This window comes from Sphingosinicellaceae bacterium (genome assembly GCA_019285715.1).
Lineage (GTDB): Bacteria > Pseudomonadota > Alphaproteobacteria > Sphingomonadales > Sphingomonadaceae > Glacieibacterium.
In genome coordinates, this window is record CP079108.1 from 2715514 (window position 1) to 2732035 (window position 16522).

17 protein-coding genes are annotated in these 16522 nt (G+C 68.1%); 13 read left to right on the forward strand and 4 right to left on the reverse strand.

Features of this window, described 5'->3' with window-relative positions; translation table 11 throughout:
• A complete protein-coding gene (locus tag KX816_12615) occupies window positions 1-1047 on the forward strand; it encodes a hypothetical protein (GenBank protein QXQ05121.1) in 1047 nt (348 codons plus the stop codon).
• On the opposite strand, the gene KX816_12620 is transcribed toward KX816_12615, so the two are convergent.
• Window positions 1037-3124 carry a TonB-dependent receptor gene (locus tag KX816_12620; GenBank protein ID QXQ05122.1) on the reverse strand — a complete coding sequence of 696 codons (2088 nt, stop codon included), beginning with the start codon at window positions 3122-3124 and terminating at the stop codon, window positions 1037-1039. The genes KX816_12615 and KX816_12620 overlap by 11 nt on opposite strands.
• A 138-nt stretch (window positions 3125-3262) precedes the next feature.
• On the opposite strand from KX816_12620, the gene KX816_12625 reads away from it, so the two are divergent.
• From KX816_12625 to KX816_12650, 6 genes are read left to right on the forward strand one after another with little or no spacing between them, the layout of a single operon-like run.
• A complete protein-coding gene (locus KX816_12625; GenBank protein QXQ05123.1) occupies window positions 3263-3718 on the forward strand; it encodes a MarR family winged helix-turn-helix transcriptional regulator in 456 nt (151 codons plus the stop codon).
• Between the two features lie 11 nt (window positions 3719-3729).
• Window positions 3730-4035 carry a hypothetical protein gene (locus KX816_12630; GenBank protein QXQ05124.1) on the forward strand — a complete coding sequence of 102 codons (306 nt, stop codon included), beginning with the start codon at window positions 3730-3732 and terminating at the stop codon, window positions 4033-4035.
• Between the two features lie 2 nt (window positions 4036-4037).
• Window positions 4038-4508, forward strand: a complete 471-nt coding sequence (locus tag KX816_12635) for a PaaI family thioesterase (protein ID QXQ05125.1) — start codon at window positions 4038-4040, stop codon at window positions 4506-4508.
• Window positions 4509-4516: 8 nt separating this feature from the next.
• Window positions 4517-5245: an SDR family NAD(P)-dependent oxidoreductase gene (locus KX816_12640; GenBank protein QXQ05126.1), complete on the forward strand. Its 729-nt coding sequence runs from the start codon at window positions 4517-4519 to the stop codon at window positions 5243-5245.
• The gene (locus KX816_12645) at window positions 5239-5703 is read left to right on the forward strand and encodes a GNAT family N-acetyltransferase (GenBank protein QXQ05127.1); all 465 of its coding nucleotides are present in this window, start codon (window positions 5239-5241) and stop codon (window positions 5701-5703) included. Before KX816_12640 ends, KX816_12645 begins: the two co-directional genes overlap by 7 nt.
• Window positions 5700-6287: a 2-hydroxychromene-2-carboxylate isomerase gene (locus tag KX816_12650; protein QXQ05128.1), complete on the forward strand. Its 588-nt coding sequence runs from the start codon at window positions 5700-5702 to the stop codon at window positions 6285-6287. The genes KX816_12645 and KX816_12650 overlap by 4 nt, the downstream gene beginning before the upstream one ends.
• 65 nt (window positions 6288-6352) lie before the next feature.
• Here KX816_12650 and KX816_12655 read toward each other — a convergent pair whose 3' ends face one another.
• The 3 genes from KX816_12655 to KX816_12665 all read right to left on the reverse strand — a co-directional run bounded on the left by KX816_12655 (window position 6353) and on the right by KX816_12665 (window position 10709).
• Window positions 6353-7096, reverse strand: coding sequence for a Bax inhibitor-1/YccA family protein (locus KX816_12655; GenBank protein QXQ05129.1), 744 nt, complete (start codon window positions 7094-7096; stop codon window positions 6353-6355).
• Between the two features lie 279 nt (window positions 7097-7375).
• The gene (locus KX816_12660; protein ID QXQ05130.1) at window positions 7376-10030 is read right to left on the reverse strand and encodes an FtsX-like permease family protein; all 2655 of its coding nucleotides are present in this window, start codon (window positions 10028-10030) and stop codon (window positions 7376-7378) included.
• The gene (locus KX816_12665; GenBank protein ID QXQ05131.1) at window positions 9927-10709 is read right to left on the reverse strand and encodes an ABC transporter ATP-binding protein; all 783 of its coding nucleotides are present in this window, start codon (window positions 10707-10709) and stop codon (window positions 9927-9929) included. The genes KX816_12660 and KX816_12665 overlap by 104 nt, the downstream gene beginning before the upstream one ends.
• A 23-nt stretch (window positions 10710-10732) precedes the next feature.
• Here KX816_12665 and KX816_12670 point away from each other — a divergent pair, with 23 nt between their 5' ends.
• The 6 genes from KX816_12670 (at window position 10733) to glnA (ending at window position 16519) form a co-directional block, all read left to right on the forward strand.
• Complete coding sequence (locus KX816_12670; GenBank protein ID QXQ05132.1) at window positions 10733-11398, forward strand: arylesterase; 666 nt, start codon at window positions 10733-10735, stop codon at window positions 11396-11398.
• Between the two features lie 132 nt (window positions 11399-11530).
• Window positions 11531-12082, forward strand: coding sequence for an RNA 2',3'-cyclic phosphodiesterase (thpR, locus tag KX816_12675; protein QXQ05133.1), 552 nt, complete (start codon window positions 11531-11533; stop codon window positions 12080-12082).
• 76 nt (window positions 12083-12158) lie between these two features.
• Window positions 12159-13718, forward strand: a complete 1560-nt coding sequence (locus tag KX816_12680; protein QXQ08548.1) for an MFS transporter — start codon at window positions 12159-12161, stop codon at window positions 13716-13718.
• Between the two features lie 2 nt (window positions 13719-13720).
• Window positions 13721-14491 carry an SDR family oxidoreductase gene (locus tag KX816_12685; GenBank protein QXQ08549.1) on the forward strand — a complete coding sequence of 257 codons (771 nt, stop codon included), beginning with the start codon at window positions 13721-13723 and terminating at the stop codon, window positions 14489-14491.
• A gap of 187 nt (window positions 14492-14678) precedes the next feature.
• Window positions 14679-15017 carry a P-II family nitrogen regulator gene (locus KX816_12690; protein QXQ05134.1) on the forward strand — a complete coding sequence of 113 codons (339 nt, stop codon included), beginning with the start codon at window positions 14679-14681 and terminating at the stop codon, window positions 15015-15017.
• An 89-nt stretch (window positions 15018-15106) separates the two neighbouring features.
• The gene (gene glnA, locus KX816_12695) at window positions 15107-16519 is read left to right on the forward strand and encodes a type I glutamate--ammonia ligase (protein QXQ05135.1); all 1413 of its coding nucleotides are present in this window, start codon (window positions 15107-15109) and stop codon (window positions 16517-16519) included.
• Window positions 16520-16522: the final 3 nt, after the last annotated feature.

Consider the following 16522-nt stretch of genomic DNA (forward strand, 5'->3'; position numbering starts at 1 on the left):
GTGCGGGCGACCTTTGCCGCGCTGCTGTTGGCGCTTGCCGGCGTCGCACCGGCGCCACTCCCGGTCGACCAGGCCGCGCTGCTCGCAGTCGATCCGGCACCGACGCTCGGGGCGTACCATCTGTTCGCCGATGCCGGCGCGCGGACCCCTAACAAGGGACTGATCCCGTATGCGCTCAATACGCCACTGTTCAGCGACTACGCCACCAAGCACCGCTTCGTGTTCCTGCCGGCGGGGCAGAGTGCGCGCTACACCGCGACGGGAGTCGTCGAGTTCCCGGTCGGGACGACGCTGGTCAAGACCTTCGCCTACCCGGCCGCATCGGGTGAACGCTTCATCGAGACCCGGCTACTGATCCGCAAGGCGGACGGCTGGGTGCCCAATACCTATGTCTGGAATGCCGAGCAGACCGAGGCGGTGCTGAAGCGCGCCGGAGCGCGGGTCGCGGTCAGCTTCAAGGGCCGCGCGATCGACTATGCGGTGCCCAACGTCAACCAGTGCAAGCAATGCCACCTGAGTGGCGAGATCGTCACGCCGATCGGCCCGAAAGCACGCAATCTCAATGGCAGCTTCACCTATGCCGGGGGTACCGAGAACCAGCTCGCGCACTGGACCCGGACCGGAATGCTGACCGGGGTGCCGGCGACCGTCGCCGCGACGCCGCGCTGGGACGATCCGCACGTCCCCGTCGCCGACCGCGCGCGCGCCTACCTCGATGCCAATTGCGCCCACTGCCACTCGCGCTCCGGGCTGGCGAGCAACTCTGGATTGTACCTCAACCTCGAGGAGTCGGTGGCGTCGGCGCTGGGTGTGGGCAAGCGTCCAGTCGCTGCCGGCCGCGCTTCGGGAGGGCTGGAGTTCTCGATCGACCCCGGTCACCCGGACCTGTCGATCATCGTCCACCGCATGGACTCGACGGAGCCCGGCGTGATGATGCCGCAGTTCGGCCGTACCGTGACCCACGCCGAGGGTGTCGCCTTGATCCGCGCGTGGATCGCCTCGATGCCGCACGACGGGCCCACCGATATAGCCAGCCTCAATAAGTAAAGCGCACCGAAACCCGAACATCGCGGCCCGGCAGCGGCGCGAAGTCCTTCAGGAACGAGGCGTGGCGGCGCGCGTCGACGTCGAACAGGTTGTTCGCCGAGAGCACGACGCTGACCGCCGGCCTCGCGGTGAACGGCCGGTAGCTGACGCTGGCGTTGACGAGAGTGTAGGCGCCGGTCTGGGTCTCGAAGTCGGAGACGCGGTCTTGCTTCGCCGAATACTCGGCCTCGAGGCGAGCATCGGCGCGGTCGCTGTTGAGGCTGACGCCGCCAAGTACCCGGAACGGCGGAATGCGGGGCACCGGGCCGAGCCCATTAAGCAGTTGCGCATTGACGTAGTCGGCGAGCGCATCGACCCCGAAGGTATAGTCGCCGAAGTGGGCCAGCGTCAGCGACCCCTGTGCTTCGGCGCCGTAATAGCGCGCGTTGCCGGCCCGGTTCTGGAACACCGGCAGGCCGCTTTCCTCATCGACGGCGCCGGTCTGAACCTCGTAGATGTAGTGGCGGAAACGCGTGTAATAGACCGACGCCTCAAAGGTGTAGCCGCTGCCGCGGGCGCGCAGCACCGCCTCCGCGCCGTTGGCTATCTCCTTTTGGAAACTACGGTCACCGACCTCGAAGGCTTGCGTCCCGCCATGTGGGCCATTGGCAAGAAGCTCCTCTGCCGAGGGTGCGCGCTCGGTGTGCGAGACGTCGACGCCGAGCCGGACGTTCTGCGCCAGCGCGACGCTTCCCCCGGTCGAGGCCGAATAAGTGTCGAAGCTGCGATCGAAGGCGTTGGGCTGGCCGCGGAACTCGCTGAGTATGGTGTTGATGCTCTGGTGCTCGTAGCGCGCTGAGGCCTCGGCCTTGATCGCGCCGAAATCGAGCGTTTGGAGGGTGAACACCCCGATCTGGTTGGTGGTGTTCTTCGGCACGAAGGCTTCGTCGCCGATGATGTTGAAGTCTCGGATCAGGAACTGCACGCCGGTCGACCCCGTCCACGGCCCACGCTTGGCCTGGTTGAGCTCGAGCCGGCCCTCCATGCTCTTGTTGAGGAAGGTGGTGTTGACCTGGTTGGTGTCCGACAGCTCCTCGTGCTGGTAGTTGGCGAAGCCGTAGCGCGCACTCAGCTTCTCGAAGAAGCCGTCGCCGAGCTGGAGGCTGGCGCGGGCGTCGACGCGAGTCTGCTTGACCGCAAGGTGGACCTCCTCGCCGAAGCCGGTGGTCAGGTCGTAGCGCGCCGGGACGCCGTAATTGCTGTCGTAGTGGCTGACCGCAAAGCCGAGGTCGCCGTTGTCGTCGATGACGGCTAGCCCGCCGGCAAATTGGTAGGTCCGCGCCGCCGAATTGGGCAGAGTTCCGCGCAGCGCCGCCAGGCTGCGAACGGCTGGGTTGGTGCTGGCCAGTGCTTCGGCGCGGCGTTCCGGGGACAGGACGTAGCCGCCGATGTCGAGGTCGTCAGTCTTTGCGTAGCTGCCGTCGAAGTGGGCGACGATGTTGCTCGCCAGCGGGATATCGACGACGGCTCCGCCCGAGCGCTCGTTGGCGGCGGACGCATAGGTGCCGAGCAGGTCGACGTGGACGGGTTCATCAGGCACGCCGCGCGGGATCCGCTTGTCGATTACGTTGACGACGCCGCCGATCGCCGACGAGCCGTAGAGGAGCGACGTCGGGCCGTGGAAAACCTCGATGCGTTCGGCAAGCTGCTGGTCGATGACGACGGCGTGGTCCACCGAGGTGTTCGAAACGTCGAAGCTGCCGATGCCGTCGGTCAGGACGCGGACGCGCTCGCCCTGAAAGCCGCGCAGCACCGGGCGTGAGGCATTAGGGCCGAACGCCGTCGAGCTGACACCGGCTTGCCGGGACAGGGTTTCGCCGATGGTGCTGCGGATCTGGCGGGTCAGCTCCGTCCCCTGCAGGACGACCGTTCCCGACAACAGGCTGGCGCGGTCGCGGGTCAACGACCCGGTGACAACGATGTCGGGCGAGACCGCCGCGTGAATGTCGGGGGCAGCATCCGCATCGGCGGCCCGAACCGGAGCGGCGAGTGCGGGCACGAGCAGCGAGGCCGTCAGCAGAAAGTTGGTCTTAATCATGCCGGCTCCCTAGAATGTAATAATATATCACGTCAAGCGCTGATCGCCGCTATTTTGCTGCGACGCCGCATCGCCCCGAGATCCACACACAAAGCTTTTTTTCGTTACATGCAATTGCAGATGCTTTAGAGTGTTTCGATGATCGCGGTCGCCCAATCCGATATTGCTAACCCGTCGGCGCCTTCGGACTGCGCCGCGTTCAAGATTCGTCGGCTGGCGCGGCGGGTGACGCGGATCTACGACGAGGCGCTTGGCCCGCACGGCCTGACGATCGGCCAGTTCGGGATCCTCGGCGAATTGCGACGGCGGCGCGGCATTGGTATCGCGACCCTGGCCGAGCGACTTGCAGTCGATGCCTCGACGCTGTCCCGGCTGTTTCGCCCCCTTGCGGCGAGTGGTCTGCTGACGGTTTTACCGGATCCCGACGACCGGCGGGCTAAGCAGTTGTGGCTCACCGACGACGGTGCCGAGCGCGTTCACGCCGCGCTGCCCGGCTGGCGGGAGGCGCAGGCCAGAGTCACCGCGCATCTCGGCGCGGCACGTCTCGCTGCGCTGCGCTTCACTCTCGACGACGCCTACCAGCACCTTATCTGACGAGGACGACGATGCACCAACTTCACACTGTTTTAATTGCAATTGCAGCAACCCTGTCGAGCGGCGCACTTGCTGCAGGCGCGCCGAGTACTGCGACGCTGGCGGCTCCGGCCCTGCAAGCGCAGGTCACCAGCGAGACGGGCGTCTGGCATTGCAAGGACAATACCTGCACCGGCGTTGCCGACACCCACCTTGCTGCTGCCGTTGCGACCTGCACGATGCTGGCGGGCGTCAACGGCCCAGTGGCGAGCTTTACGGCGGGCGGCACCGCCTTTGGCGAAGCCGAGTTGAAGCGCTGCAACCGGCACGTAAAGTGAGCGTGGCCGACGCCTTCGCGCCCGACGTGATGCGGTCGCTGACCGGGCTCGAGATGATGCGGGCGATGTTCGCAGGTGATCACCCGCGGCCGCCCTTCGGAGAGCTGCTCGGCTTCCACGGCGGCGACTTAGGGCCCGGCTGGGTGGTGTTCGAGGGCCGGCCCGGCCCGCAACACTATAATCCGATCGGCACCGTCCACGGCGGCTATGCGGCGACGTTGCTCGACAGCTGCATGGGGTGCGCGGTCCATACCTCGCTCAAGGCCGGCATCGGCTACACGACCATCGACCTCAATATCACCTATCTGCGCGCCATGACCGAGCACACCGGCATGGTTTTTGCCCGCGGCGAGGTCATCACCTCGGGCCGCCGCATCGCCACCGCCAAGGGCACGCTGACCGACGGCTCGGGCAAGCTGATCGCCACCGGCACGACGACATGCCTGGTTTTCCCGCTCGCCGATCCGGCCTAGGCTGGGCCATGGCAAGCCACGGCTCAGCGATCGTCATCGGTGCGGGTGACGCGACCGGCGGGGCGATCGTCGCAGCTTTCGCCGCCACGGGCCTGGTCGCGGTGCCGGTCCGGCGCACCGCCGATGCACTGGCCCCGCTGGTCGAGCGCATCGAGGCTGCGGGCGGCCGCGCCGTCGGCATCGCCTGCGACGCCCGCGACGAGGACCAGATGGTCGCGCTGTTCGACCGGGTCGAGCGCGACATCGGGCCGGTCGAAGTGGCGGTGTTCAACATCGGTGCCAACGTGCCCTGCTCGATCCTCGAGGAAACGGCGCGCAAGTACCGCAAGATCTGGGAGCTGACCGCGCTGGCGGGGTTCCTGACCGGGCGCGAGGCGGCGCGGCGGATGGTGCCGCGCGGCCGGGGCAGCATCATTTTCACCGGTGCGACCGCCTCGATGCGGGGCGGCGCGGGCTTCGCGGCCTTTGCCGGCGGCAAGCACGCGACCCGGGCACTGGCGCAGAGCATGGCCCGCGAGCTCGGGCCGAAGGGGCTGCACGTCGCGCACGTCATCGTCGATGGGGCGATCGATACCGCCTTCATCCGCGACATCTTCCCAGAGCGCTACGCCCTCAAGGCCGACGGCGGTATCCTCGACCCGGAGCACATCGCCGCCAACTACGTCATGCTCCACTCCCAGCCGCGCGACGCCTGGACCCATGAGCTCGACCTCCGCCCATGGAGCGAGAAATGGTGATCCGCCCGGCCCGGCCGACCGAGCGGCTGGTGCTCGAGGAGCTCCAGCGCCGGTCGGCGCTCGAGTACGCCGACACCCGCGAGGCACTGCTCGACGACCCCGACTTGATCGAGCTGCCGGTGGAGTACGTCGCCTTCACATTGGTCGCTGAGGTTCGCGCCCGCGCACTGGGCTTCGCGATCGTGCTGCAGCGCGCCGACGGTGATGCCGAGCTCGATGCGCTGTTCGTCGAGCCGGGCCGGTGGCGCGAGGGCGTCGGGCGCGGACTGGTCGATGCGGCGATCGCGACGGCCATCGGACGCGGTGCGGCGACGCTGCACGTCATTGCCAACCTGCATGCGGTCGCCTTCTACCGGGCCTGCGGCTTCATCGACGGCAAGCCCATCGAGATGCAGCTCAGCGACGCGCTCGAGATGCACCTGCCGCTCGCCACGACGCTGCCAAGGCTGGCGGCGTGACCCGGCTCGAGTTCCTGTTCGACTTCGGGTCGCCGACGACCTACCTCGCGCACAAGCGGCTGCCCGAGCTGGTCGAGCGCACCGGAGCGACGGTCGACTATGTGCCGGTACTGCTCGGTGGGCTGTTCAAGGCAACCGGCAACGCCTCGCCCGCCGCGGTGCCGGCCAAGGGGCGCTACATGAACGTCGACATGGACCGCTTTGCAGCGCGCCACGGCATCGACCTCAAGCCCAACCCGTTCTTCCCGATCAACACCATCACCCTGATGCGGATCGCGGCCGGGCTAAAGGGCGACCGCCGGTTCATGCCGTATGTCGAGGCGGTCTTCGACGCGATGTGGGCGGACGAGCGCAACATGGGGGACCCAGAGATCCTTGCCGCGGTGTTGTCCGCTGCCGGGCTGGATGCGCCCGCCCTGATGGAGATCGCCGCCGACCAGGGTGCGAAGGACCGCCTCAAGGCGGCGACCGAGGCGGCCGTCGCGCGCGGGGTGTTCGGCGCTCCGACCTTCTTCGTCGGAGAGGCAATGTACTTCGGGCAGGACCGGCTCGACTGGGTCGAGGACGCCCTGCTCAACCAATAAAGTCGATACGAAAACGGCCCGGCGGATTGCTCCGCCGGGCCGTTTTCGTTAGCGTCGGTAACCGCTTAGCGGCGATCGCCCATGAAGCGCAGGAGGAACAGGAACAGGTTGATGAAATCGAGGTAGAGGGTCAACGCGCCCATTACCACCGACTTGCCCATGAAGTCCGTGCCTTCGACCTGATAGTACATCTGCTTGATCTTCTGCGTGTCGTAGACGGTCAGCGCCGCGAACAGCAGCACGCCGACGATTGAGATGATCAGCGACATCGTGCTCGACTGCGTGAACATGTTGATCAGCATCGCGACGACGAGCCCGACCAAGCCCATCATCAGGAACTTGCCCATGCCCGACAGGTCGCGCTTCGTGGTGTAGCCGTAGAGGCTGAGCGCACCGAAGCTGGCAGCCGTCGCGAAGAAGGTGTTGGCCACCGACGCGCCGGTATAGACCAGCAGGATCGTCGACAGCGACACGCCCATCAGCCCGGCGTACAGCCAGAAGATGCCCTTGGCGGCCGGCTCCGACAGCTTGTTGATGCCGAAGCTGAGCACCATGACCAGCGCGAACGGCGCCAGCATGACGACCCACTTCAAGATGCCAGGCTGCATGAAGATCTGCGCAGCGATGCTGTCCACCCCGCCGCGCGCGAAGAACAGCGCGACGATGCCGGTCAGCAGCACGCCCGACGCCATGTAGTTGTAAACCGACAGCATGTACGACCGCAGGCCCGCGTCGAAGCTTGCGTCGCCGATAACGGCGCCGCCTGCCCGCGGGAACGCGATGCGAGGATCGATCTGAGGGTTGGCCATCTGGTTAACTCTCTCCGTAACCGGCACGATGCCGGAATAGGTACGATATCGGCGTTCGAAGGCGAAACTTCAAGCGCGGGGCGAAAGGCGTCACCGGGTCGAGAGTTGTCAGAGTTTACACCCTGGCGAGCTTTATGATCCTGCCACCGCAACCTTGGGGCTCGCTGCTCCCATCGTCATCCCGCGCTTGACCCGGGACCCAGCTAACCACGGAGTCTGAGCGCTGGGTTAGCTGGGTCCGGGGTCAAGCCCGGGATGACAACACTATCACCTCGACACCTAAAGCGTCCGCAGCACCGTGTTCGGCCGCGCCGACAGCGCCCGCCAGCTGCCCGCCAGCGCCAACCCGACGGTCAGGACGCCGCCCGCGACCACGGTCGCCGCCGCTGCGCCCCACGCCGGATGCCATTCGAGGTTGAACACCTTGGTGATCACCACCCAGCCGCCGAGACCGCCGAGCAGCAGCGCAACACCCGCGACCAGCACGCTCAGCACCGCGTATTCGGCCAGTGTCGCCGCCGCGACCTGACCACGGGTCGCGCCGAGCACCTTGAGCAGCACCGCGTCGTAGGTCCGCGCCCGGCGGCCAGCGGCGAGCGCCCCGATCAGCACCGCGATCCCCGCCGCCAGCGTCAGCGACCCCGCGACGCGGATCGCGGTGCCAAGCTGGCCGAGCAGGGTCGAGACCTGCGCCAGCACGTCGGCGACACGGACGGTCGAGGCGGTCGGGAAGGTGCGGACCATCGCGGCAGCGAAACCGCGCTCCTGCGCCGGTGCCATGCCGATCGTCGCCATCCAGCTGTGGGGAGCGCCCTCGAGCGTGCCGGGCGCGAACAGGATCGCGAAGTTGAAGCCGAGGCTGCGCCAGTCGATGCGGCGGAAGCTGGCGATGCGCGCCGTCACGTCGACGCCGAGCACCGAGACAGTCAGCGTGTCGCCGATCCTGAGGCCGAGCGCCTTGGCCGCGACCTCGTCGATCGAGATCAGCGGCGGTCCCGCATAATCGGCGGGCCACCATTTGCCCGCGGTCAGGACGTTGTGGTCCGGGAAGGTCGCGGCATAACTGAGCCCACGGTCGCCGCGCAGGATCCAGGCATCGTCGGGGACATTCTTGAGCTTGGCGACGGGCACGCCGTTCACCGCGGTGACCGGTCCCCGGAGCGACGGCACGGTGCGCAACCTTGCGCCCGGCGCGGTCCGGGTGACGAGGGCGTTGAACGGGTCGATTGCCTCGGTCGGCAGGTCGATCACAAAGAAGGTCGGAGCCTCCTTGGGCAGCGACGCGCCGATCTGGTTGTCGAGGCTGGTCTGGATCACCGACAGCGTCGCGAACAGGGTCAGCCCGAGGCCGAGCGCGACGATCAGCTGGCGGGTCAGCGCGCCGGGCCGGTGCAAATTGGCGAGCGCGAGGCGGGGCAGCAGCGCGGCGGGTCGCGGCAGGCGGGCCGCGGTCCACTTCACCCCCGCGGCGAGCAGCGCCAGCAGCACGAGCAAAGCCAGCGCGCCGCCGATGAAGCCGCCCGCGAACAGGATGTCCCCCGACTGCGCCAGCGCGAGGCCGACGATCGCGGCCGCCGCGAGGCCAGCAACAGTCGCCGCGCGCCAGCCGGGCCAGCGGCCGCTCTCGTGGAGGTCGCGGAACAGTCGGGCGGCGGGCATCCGGGCGGCGCGGGCGAGCGGCACGACGGCAAAGGCGAGCGCGATCAGCAGCCCGTAGGCGGCAGCGGCGAGCAGCGGCTGGGCGTAGACTCCAACCGCGGGCGACACCGGCAGCGCATCGCCCGCGACCGCGACGACCGCAAATGGCACGGCTGCTCCGAGCGCCGCGCCGACGACGATGGCCGCCAACGTCACCAGCGCGATCTGGATCAGGTAGCTGAGGAAGATCGTGCGGCCGTCGGCGCCGAGGCTCTTCAACGTCGCGATGGTGCCGGACTTGGCGTCGAGATACGCGCTGACGCCGTTGCCAACGCCGACACCCGCGACGACCAGCGCCGTCAACGACACGAGGGTCAGGAACTGGCCGAGGCGGTCGATAAAGTCGCGGGTGCCGGGCGCGGCGTTGTTGCGGGTGCCGAGTTGCGCGCCGGGAAGCATCTTGTGCAGGGTGGCGACGGCGGCGTCGGGGCTGGCGCCCGGCGGGAGGGCGACGCGGTACTCGGCGCGGAACAGGCTGCCGGGCGCGGTGAGGCCGGTGCGCTCGAGATCGACCAGCCGGATCAGCACACCGGGCCCGAGGCCGAAGCCGTTGGCCGCCGCATCGGGCTCGGTCGCGACGATCCCGGCGACGCGGAACGTCGCGGCCCCGATGACCAGGCTGTCGCCCGCCTTGAGGCCGAGGCGTTCGGCGAGCGCGGTGCCGGGCGCGGCGGTGCCGGGGGCCAGCGCCGCGCCGTTCGACAGGGTCAGCGCGCCGTAGAGCGGGTAGGCCCCATCGACCGCCTTCAATTCCGCAAGCACGCGGTCGTCGGTCCCGGCGCGCCCGGCCATGGCGCGCAGGCTCACGACCTCCGAGACACGACCGGTGCGAGCGAGGACGCCGCGCTCGGCGCCGGTGGCGCGGCGCTGGGTGAGCTTGGCCTCGACGTCGCCGCCCATGATGGTCTGGCCGTTGTCCGCGAGGCCCTGCCGGATCGCGCTGCTCAGGCTGCCGACGCCCGCCAGCGCGAGGGTGCCGAGGACGAGGCAGATCGCGAGCAGGCGCAGGCCCGACAGGCCGCCGCGGAGTTCGCGCAGCGCGAGGCGGAGCGGGATCACGACACTACCCTCCCCCCGCTGGGGGGAGGTACAGGCTGCGTCTTCGCAGCCAGGGAGAGGGGGCGGAAGCCGCTCACTCGGGGTGCCCCCTCCCTGCCCTCTCCCTGGTCGCAAGAGCGACCTGTCCCTCCCCCTCGAGGGGGGAGGGTAGGCGTTCGTCCCGGACAACCCGCCCATCCTTCATCTCGATCACCCGCCCGCAGCGCTTCGCCAGTTCCGCATCATGCGTGATCAGCACCAATGTCGCCCCGGTTTCCGCCGCGCGCCCGAAGATCAGCTCGACGATGCCGCCGCCAGTGGTCGCGTCGAGGTTGCCGGTCGGCTCGTCGGCGAACAGCAGCAGCGGGCGTGGCGCGGTGGCGCGGGCGATGGCGACGCGCTGCTGCTCGCCGCCCGAAAGCTGCGCGGGATAATGGGTCAGGCGGTGGCCGAGGCCGACGGTGGTCAGTTCCGCCCGCGCCGCCTCGACCGCGCCGTCGCGGCCCGCGAGTTCGAGCGGCACCGCGACGTTCTCCAGCGCGGTCATCGTCGGGATCAGGTGGAACGCCTGCAACACGATGCCGATCCGCCCGCGCCGCGCCCGCGCCAGCCCGTCCTCGCCGAGGCCGGAGAAGTCCGCCCCGGCAACGGTGACCCGGCCCGACGTTGCCTGCTCCAGTCCGCTGAGCACCGCCATCAGCGACGACTTGCCGGAGCCGGACGGCCCGAGGATCGCGACGGTCTCCCCGGCAAGGACCTGAAGGTCGATCCCGCGCAGAACGTCGACCGCGGCATCGCCGCGCCCCAGCCGCAGGGTGACATCGGCGCAGTCGATGACGATATGGGGCTGGGCGCTGGCAGCAGCGTTGGTCGTCATGCGGACTTTCGGGAAGGCGGCGGATGAAGGGTCGGATTTACAGATATGGCGGGTTCGCGCTGTTTTGCCATGCGGTCGTTGCCGCACTGGGCCTCGTGACCCTGTCCGCGCCGGCCGCTGCCGCGCCGAAACTGGTGCTGGCGTTCGGCGATTCGCTGACCGCGGGCTACCAGCTCGGGCCGCAGGAGGGCTTCGCGCCGCAGCTCGAGGCGGCGTTGCGCGCTTCCGGACACGCGGTGACGGTCCACAACGCCGGAGTCTCTGGCGATACCACGGCGCAGGGCCGGGCGCGTCTGAACTGGGTGCTGACGGGGCTGAAAGCCAAGCCGGACCTCGCGATCCTCGAGCTCGGTGCCAACGACATGCTGCGCGGCCAGTCGCCGACCACGGCGCGCTCCAACCTCGACGCGATGCTGACCGAGTTCGCCAGGCGCAAGATCCCGGTCGTGCTGGCCGGGATGCTCGCCGCGCCGAACCTCGGGCCGGCGTATGCGCGCCAGTTCAATGCGATCTACCCGGAGCTGGCGAAGGCGCACGGCGCGGCGCTGTACCCGTTCTTCATGAACGGCGTCGTCGGCGGCAAGGGGCTGCAGCTCGGCGACGGGGTGCATCCGACCAAGGCGGGCGTTGCCGTCATCGTGCGGGGCATCCTGCCGGTGGTGAAGCGCGAGCTCGACGGGTTGAAGTGAGAGCTCGGCTGCGCCTCGCACCCACCCCCGGTCCCTCCCTTGAAAGGGAGGGGAGTAGCAAGGGCAAGCGGGTCCCCCTCCCTTTCAAGGGAGGGGTTAGGGGTGGGTACGGGCAAAGCGAGCCTGTCTAGCATGCACCGCCTGTTCGTCGCCCTTGAACCCCCGCCCCCGGTGCGCGACGCATTGCTCGCGGCGATGGGCGGCGTCGCGGGGGCGCGGTGGCAGCGCGACGACCAACTCCACCTGACGCTGCGCTTCATCGGCGAGGTCGACCGTCACGCCGCGCAGGACATCGCCGCGGCGCTCGCGGGCATCGTCTCCGCGCCGTTCGACCTGGCACTCGCGGCCCCCGGCGTCTTCGACAAGCGCGGGCGGGTCGATACCTTGTGGATCGGGGTCAGCCCGCACGACGCGGTCGCGGCTCTCCACCGCAAGGTCGACGCGGCGCTGCTGAGGGTCGGCGTGCCGCCCGATACGCGGAGCTTCCTGCCCCACGTCACCATCGCGCGCTTTGCTCGCAGCGCCGGAGCGCTCGCCGCCGGGTTCGTGCCGCCCCGCCCGCTTGGCGGCGTGCAGTGGCCGGTCGCGGGCTTCGCGCTGTACGAGAGCAGCCTCGGCCATGACGGCGCGGATTACCGCATCGTCGAGCGCTACCGGCTGGCCCCCCGGCAAAGTCCCTGCTAGCCCTACTCAAACGCCCCGATAGAGGGCCGGGTGGGGAGACGATATTTTGCCGACACGCGAGACGCAGCCCGACACGGTGCCGGGCGAGCCACCGGTCGGCGGGCGCTATGCCTGGTACGTGCTGTCCCTGCTGGTGCTGGTCTATGCGGTCAACTTCATCGACCGGCAGATTCTCGCCATCCTCGCCGAGGACATCAAGCGCGACCTCCGTCTTAGCGATTCCCAGCTCGGCTTCCTCTACGGCACGGCGTTCGCGGTATTCTATGCATTGTTCGGCATCCCGCTCGGGCGCCTGGCGGACAACTGGGTGCGGACCCGGCTGCTGAGCATCGGGCTGGCGGTGTGGTCGGTGATGACCATGATCTCCGGCCTGTCCGCAAACTTCATCCAGTTGAGCGCCGCGCGGGTCGGCGTCGGGATCGGCGAGGCGACTGCTTCGCCGTCGGCCTACTCGATGCTGTCGGACTGGTTTCCACGTGAGAAACGAGCAACCGCGCTGGCGATCTATTCGTCCGGCCTCTACCTCGGTGGCGGTGTCTCGCTGCTGATCGGCGCGCTGGTCGTGAAGGCCTGGGATGCGCACTGGCCCGGCGGCGGTCCGTTCGCGCTGGTTGGCTGGCAGGCGGCGTTCCTGGCGGTCGGCATCCCGGGGCTGGTCCTCGCCCTGTGGGTCGGGACATTGCGCGAGCCGATCCGCGGCCGCGCCGACGGGATGCCGCCACCGCCCCCCGTCACCGACGTCGGGCGGCGCTTTTGGAACGACCTGTGCAGCGTGCTGCCACCGCTGACCTTCGTCCACATTGGGCAATTCGGAGCCGCGGCGCTGCTGCGCAACATCGCGATGGCCGCTGCCGCCGCCGGTGTCGCCGCCGCGCTGATCGCGCTGACCGGCGACATCGCGCAGTGGTGCGCGCTCGGCATCGGGGCCTATGCGGTCGCGAGCTGGGCACAATCGCTGAAGCAGCGCGACGCGCCGACCTACGCGCTGATCTGGGGCACGCCGACCTTCCTGCTGGCGCTGGTCGGCTTCGGCAGCATCTCGTTCGTCGGCTATGCGATCGGCTTCTGGACCGCGCCTTATGCGATCCGCACCTTCCACGTCAGCCGCGAACTGGCGGGACTGACGATCGGCGGCGTCGGCGCGGCGGGCGGCTTCCTCGGCGTCGTCATCGGCGGCTGGCTCGGCGACCGCGCCAAGCGCCGCAATCCCGGCGGCCGCATCCTCGTCGCGATCCTGGCGACGGTGCTGCCCGCGCCGTGCATCGTCATGATGTTCCTTGCGACCGATTTCTGGACCTTCTTCCTGTGGTTCCTGATCCCGGCGTCGTGCGGCTCGCTGTACGTCGGCATCGCGGCCGCGACCTCGCAAGACCTCGTGCTGCCGCGCATGCGCGGGGCGGCGACAGCGACTTATTTTATCGGCACGACGATGATCGGCCTCGGGCTCGGGCCGTGGTTCGCGGGCGCGGTATCGAAGGCCACCGGCAGCCTCGCCACGGGCTGCACGGCGTTGCTCGTCGCGGCACCGGTGACACTGGTATGCCTCACTCTGGTCTATCGCGGCCTGCCGAAGGCCGAAGCGACCCGCATCATACGCGCCCGCGCCGCGGGTGAAATTATCGAAGGAACAACATGAAGATCGAACAGCTGTTCAGCGTCGCCGGCAAGGTCGCCATCGTCACCGGCGGCAGCCGCGGCATCGGCGCGATGATCGCCCGCGGCTATGTCGAGAACGGCGCGCGGGTCTACATTACCTCGCGCAACGCCGCGGTCTGCGACTCGCTGGCCGCCGAGCTTTCCAAGATCGGCGAGTGCCACTCGCTGCCCGCCGACCTGTCGAATATGGCGGAAGTCGAGCGCTTCGCCGCCGAGTTCGAGGCGCGCGAGCCAAGACTCGACATCCTCGTCAACAACGCCGGCGCCAGCTGGGGCGCACCCTTCGACGACTTCCCTGAGAGCGGCTGGGACAAGGTCATGGACCTCAACGTCAAGTCGATCTTCTTCCTGACCCAGCGCCTCGTGAAGCGGCTGGAAGCGGCCGGCAGCCCGGGCAACTACGCCCGCGTCATCAACATCGGTTCGATCGACGGCATGCACACGTCCGGGATCGAGACCTACAGCTATGCCGCGTCGAAGGCGGCGGTGCTCCACCTGACCCGCATGATGGCGAAATTCCTCGCGGCGCGGCACATAGCGGTCAACGCCATCGCGCCGGGTTACTTCCCGTCCAAGATGACCGCCGGCATCGCCGAGGCGGACGCGCAGGCGACGCTCGCGGCGACCCCGATGCACAGCCGCGGCACCCCCGAGGACGCCGCCGGAGTCGCGATCTACCTCGCCTCGCGCGCCAGCGGGTTCGTCACCGGCAGCGTCATCGCCGTCGACGGGGGATACGCGACGACGGCGTAAGGCCGCTGGTCACAAGTCTGTCGAAACTGCTCCATTTTTGCGCGTCGCTGCACGAAATTTAGCCAACTTCCCAGTTGGGGGCATCGAACCCGACAAAAAAAAGCCTTCGCACCCTCGAAAAGCCCCTTTCCGCGACTGGCACGGCATGTGCTAGGCTGTTGTTAGTAATCGCTCAGGCGGGGGGCATGTGAAGAAGATCGAAGCCGTCATAAAGCCCTTCAAGCTCGACGAGGTGAAGGAAGCCCTTCACGAGGTCGGCGTCAGCGGCATCACCGTCACCGAGGCCAAGGGCTTCGGCCGCCAGAAGGGCCACACCGAGCTCTATCGCGGCGCCGAATACGTCGTCGATTTCCTCCCCAAGGTGCGCCTCGAGGTCGTCGTCGACGACGACCAGGCCGAGCGCGTCGTCGAGGCGATCGCCAACGCCGCGCGTACCGGTCGCATCGGGGACGGCAAGATTTTTGTCTCGACGATCGAGAGCGCCGTCCGCATCCGCACCGGCGAGCGGGATTCGGACGCGATCTGACGTAGTTTTCGCAGGCGTTCCGGGGAAGGTCTTCGCCGCAACGTCGGCTCAATCATCAATTCGACTTCATCCAGGCGAGGGTTCAACACATGGCCAACACGAGCGCGACCATTCTCGGCATGATCAAGGAGCAGGAGATCGAGTGGGTCGACCTGCGGTTCACCGACCCCAAGGGCAAGTGGCACCACCTGACCATGGTGTCGTCGGTGGTCGACGACGACCAGCTCAGTGATGGCTTCATGTTCGACGGCAGCTCGATCGACGGCTGGAAGGCGATCAACGAGTCCGACATGATCCTCAAGCCCGACCTCGACGCGGTCTACGTCGACCCGTTCTCGGCGACCCCGATGTTGATCCTGATCTGCGACATCGTCGAGCCGTCGACCGGCCAGCTGTACGGCCGCGACCCGCGCTCGACCGCCAAGCGCGGTGAAGCCTATTTGAAGTCGACCGGCATCGGCGACACCATCTACATCGGGCCGGAAGCCGAATTCTTCGTCTTCGATAACGTCCAGTTCGAGCTCGGCTACAACGTCGGCAGCTACCGCCTCGACGACATCGAGTTGCCGACCAACAGCGGCACCGCCTACCCCGAGGGCAACATGGGCCACCGCCCGCGCGTCAAGGGCGGCTACTTCCCCGTCGCCCCGGTCGACAGCGCCGTCGACCTCCGCGCCGAGATGGTCTCGACGATGCTCGAGATGGGGCTCCCGTGCGACAAGCATCACCACGAGGTTGCCGCTGCGCAGCACGAGCTCGGCCTCACCTTCGGCACGATGACGACCACCGCCGACCGCATGCAGGTCTACAAGTACGTCGTCCATCAGGTCGCCCACGCCTACGGCAAGACCGCAACCTTCATGCCCAAGCCAATCAAGGACGATAACGGCAGCGGCATGCACACCCACCTGTCGATCTGGAGCGGCAAGACCCCGCTGTTCGCCGGCGACCAGTATGCCGGCCTGTCGGAAATGGCGCTGTTCTTCATCGGCGGCATCATCAAGCACGCCAAGGCCTGCAACGCCTTCACCAACCCGTCGACGAACAGCTACAAGCGGCTGGTCCCGGGCTTCGAGGCACCGGTCCTGCTGGCCTACTCGGCGCGCAACCGCTCGGCCTCGTGCCGCATCCCGTACGGCACCGGTGCCAAGGCCAAGCGGGTCGAGGTTCGCTTCCCCGACGCGATGGCCAACCCGTACCTGTGCTACACCGCGCTGCTGATGGCTGGCCTCGACGGCATCGAGAACCGCATCCACCCCGGCCCCGCGATGGACAAGAACCTGTACGACCTGCCGCCGCGCGAACTGAAGAAGGTCCCGACCGTCTGCGCCTCGCTGCGTGAAGCGCTGGGCCATCTCGACCGCTCGCGCGCCGTGTTCACCAAGGGCGGCGTCTTTACCGACGACCAGATCGACTCGTACATCGAACTCAAGATGCACGACGTCCAGCGCCTCGAGATGACCCCGGCGCCGGTCGAGTTCGACATGTATTACAGTTACTGAGCG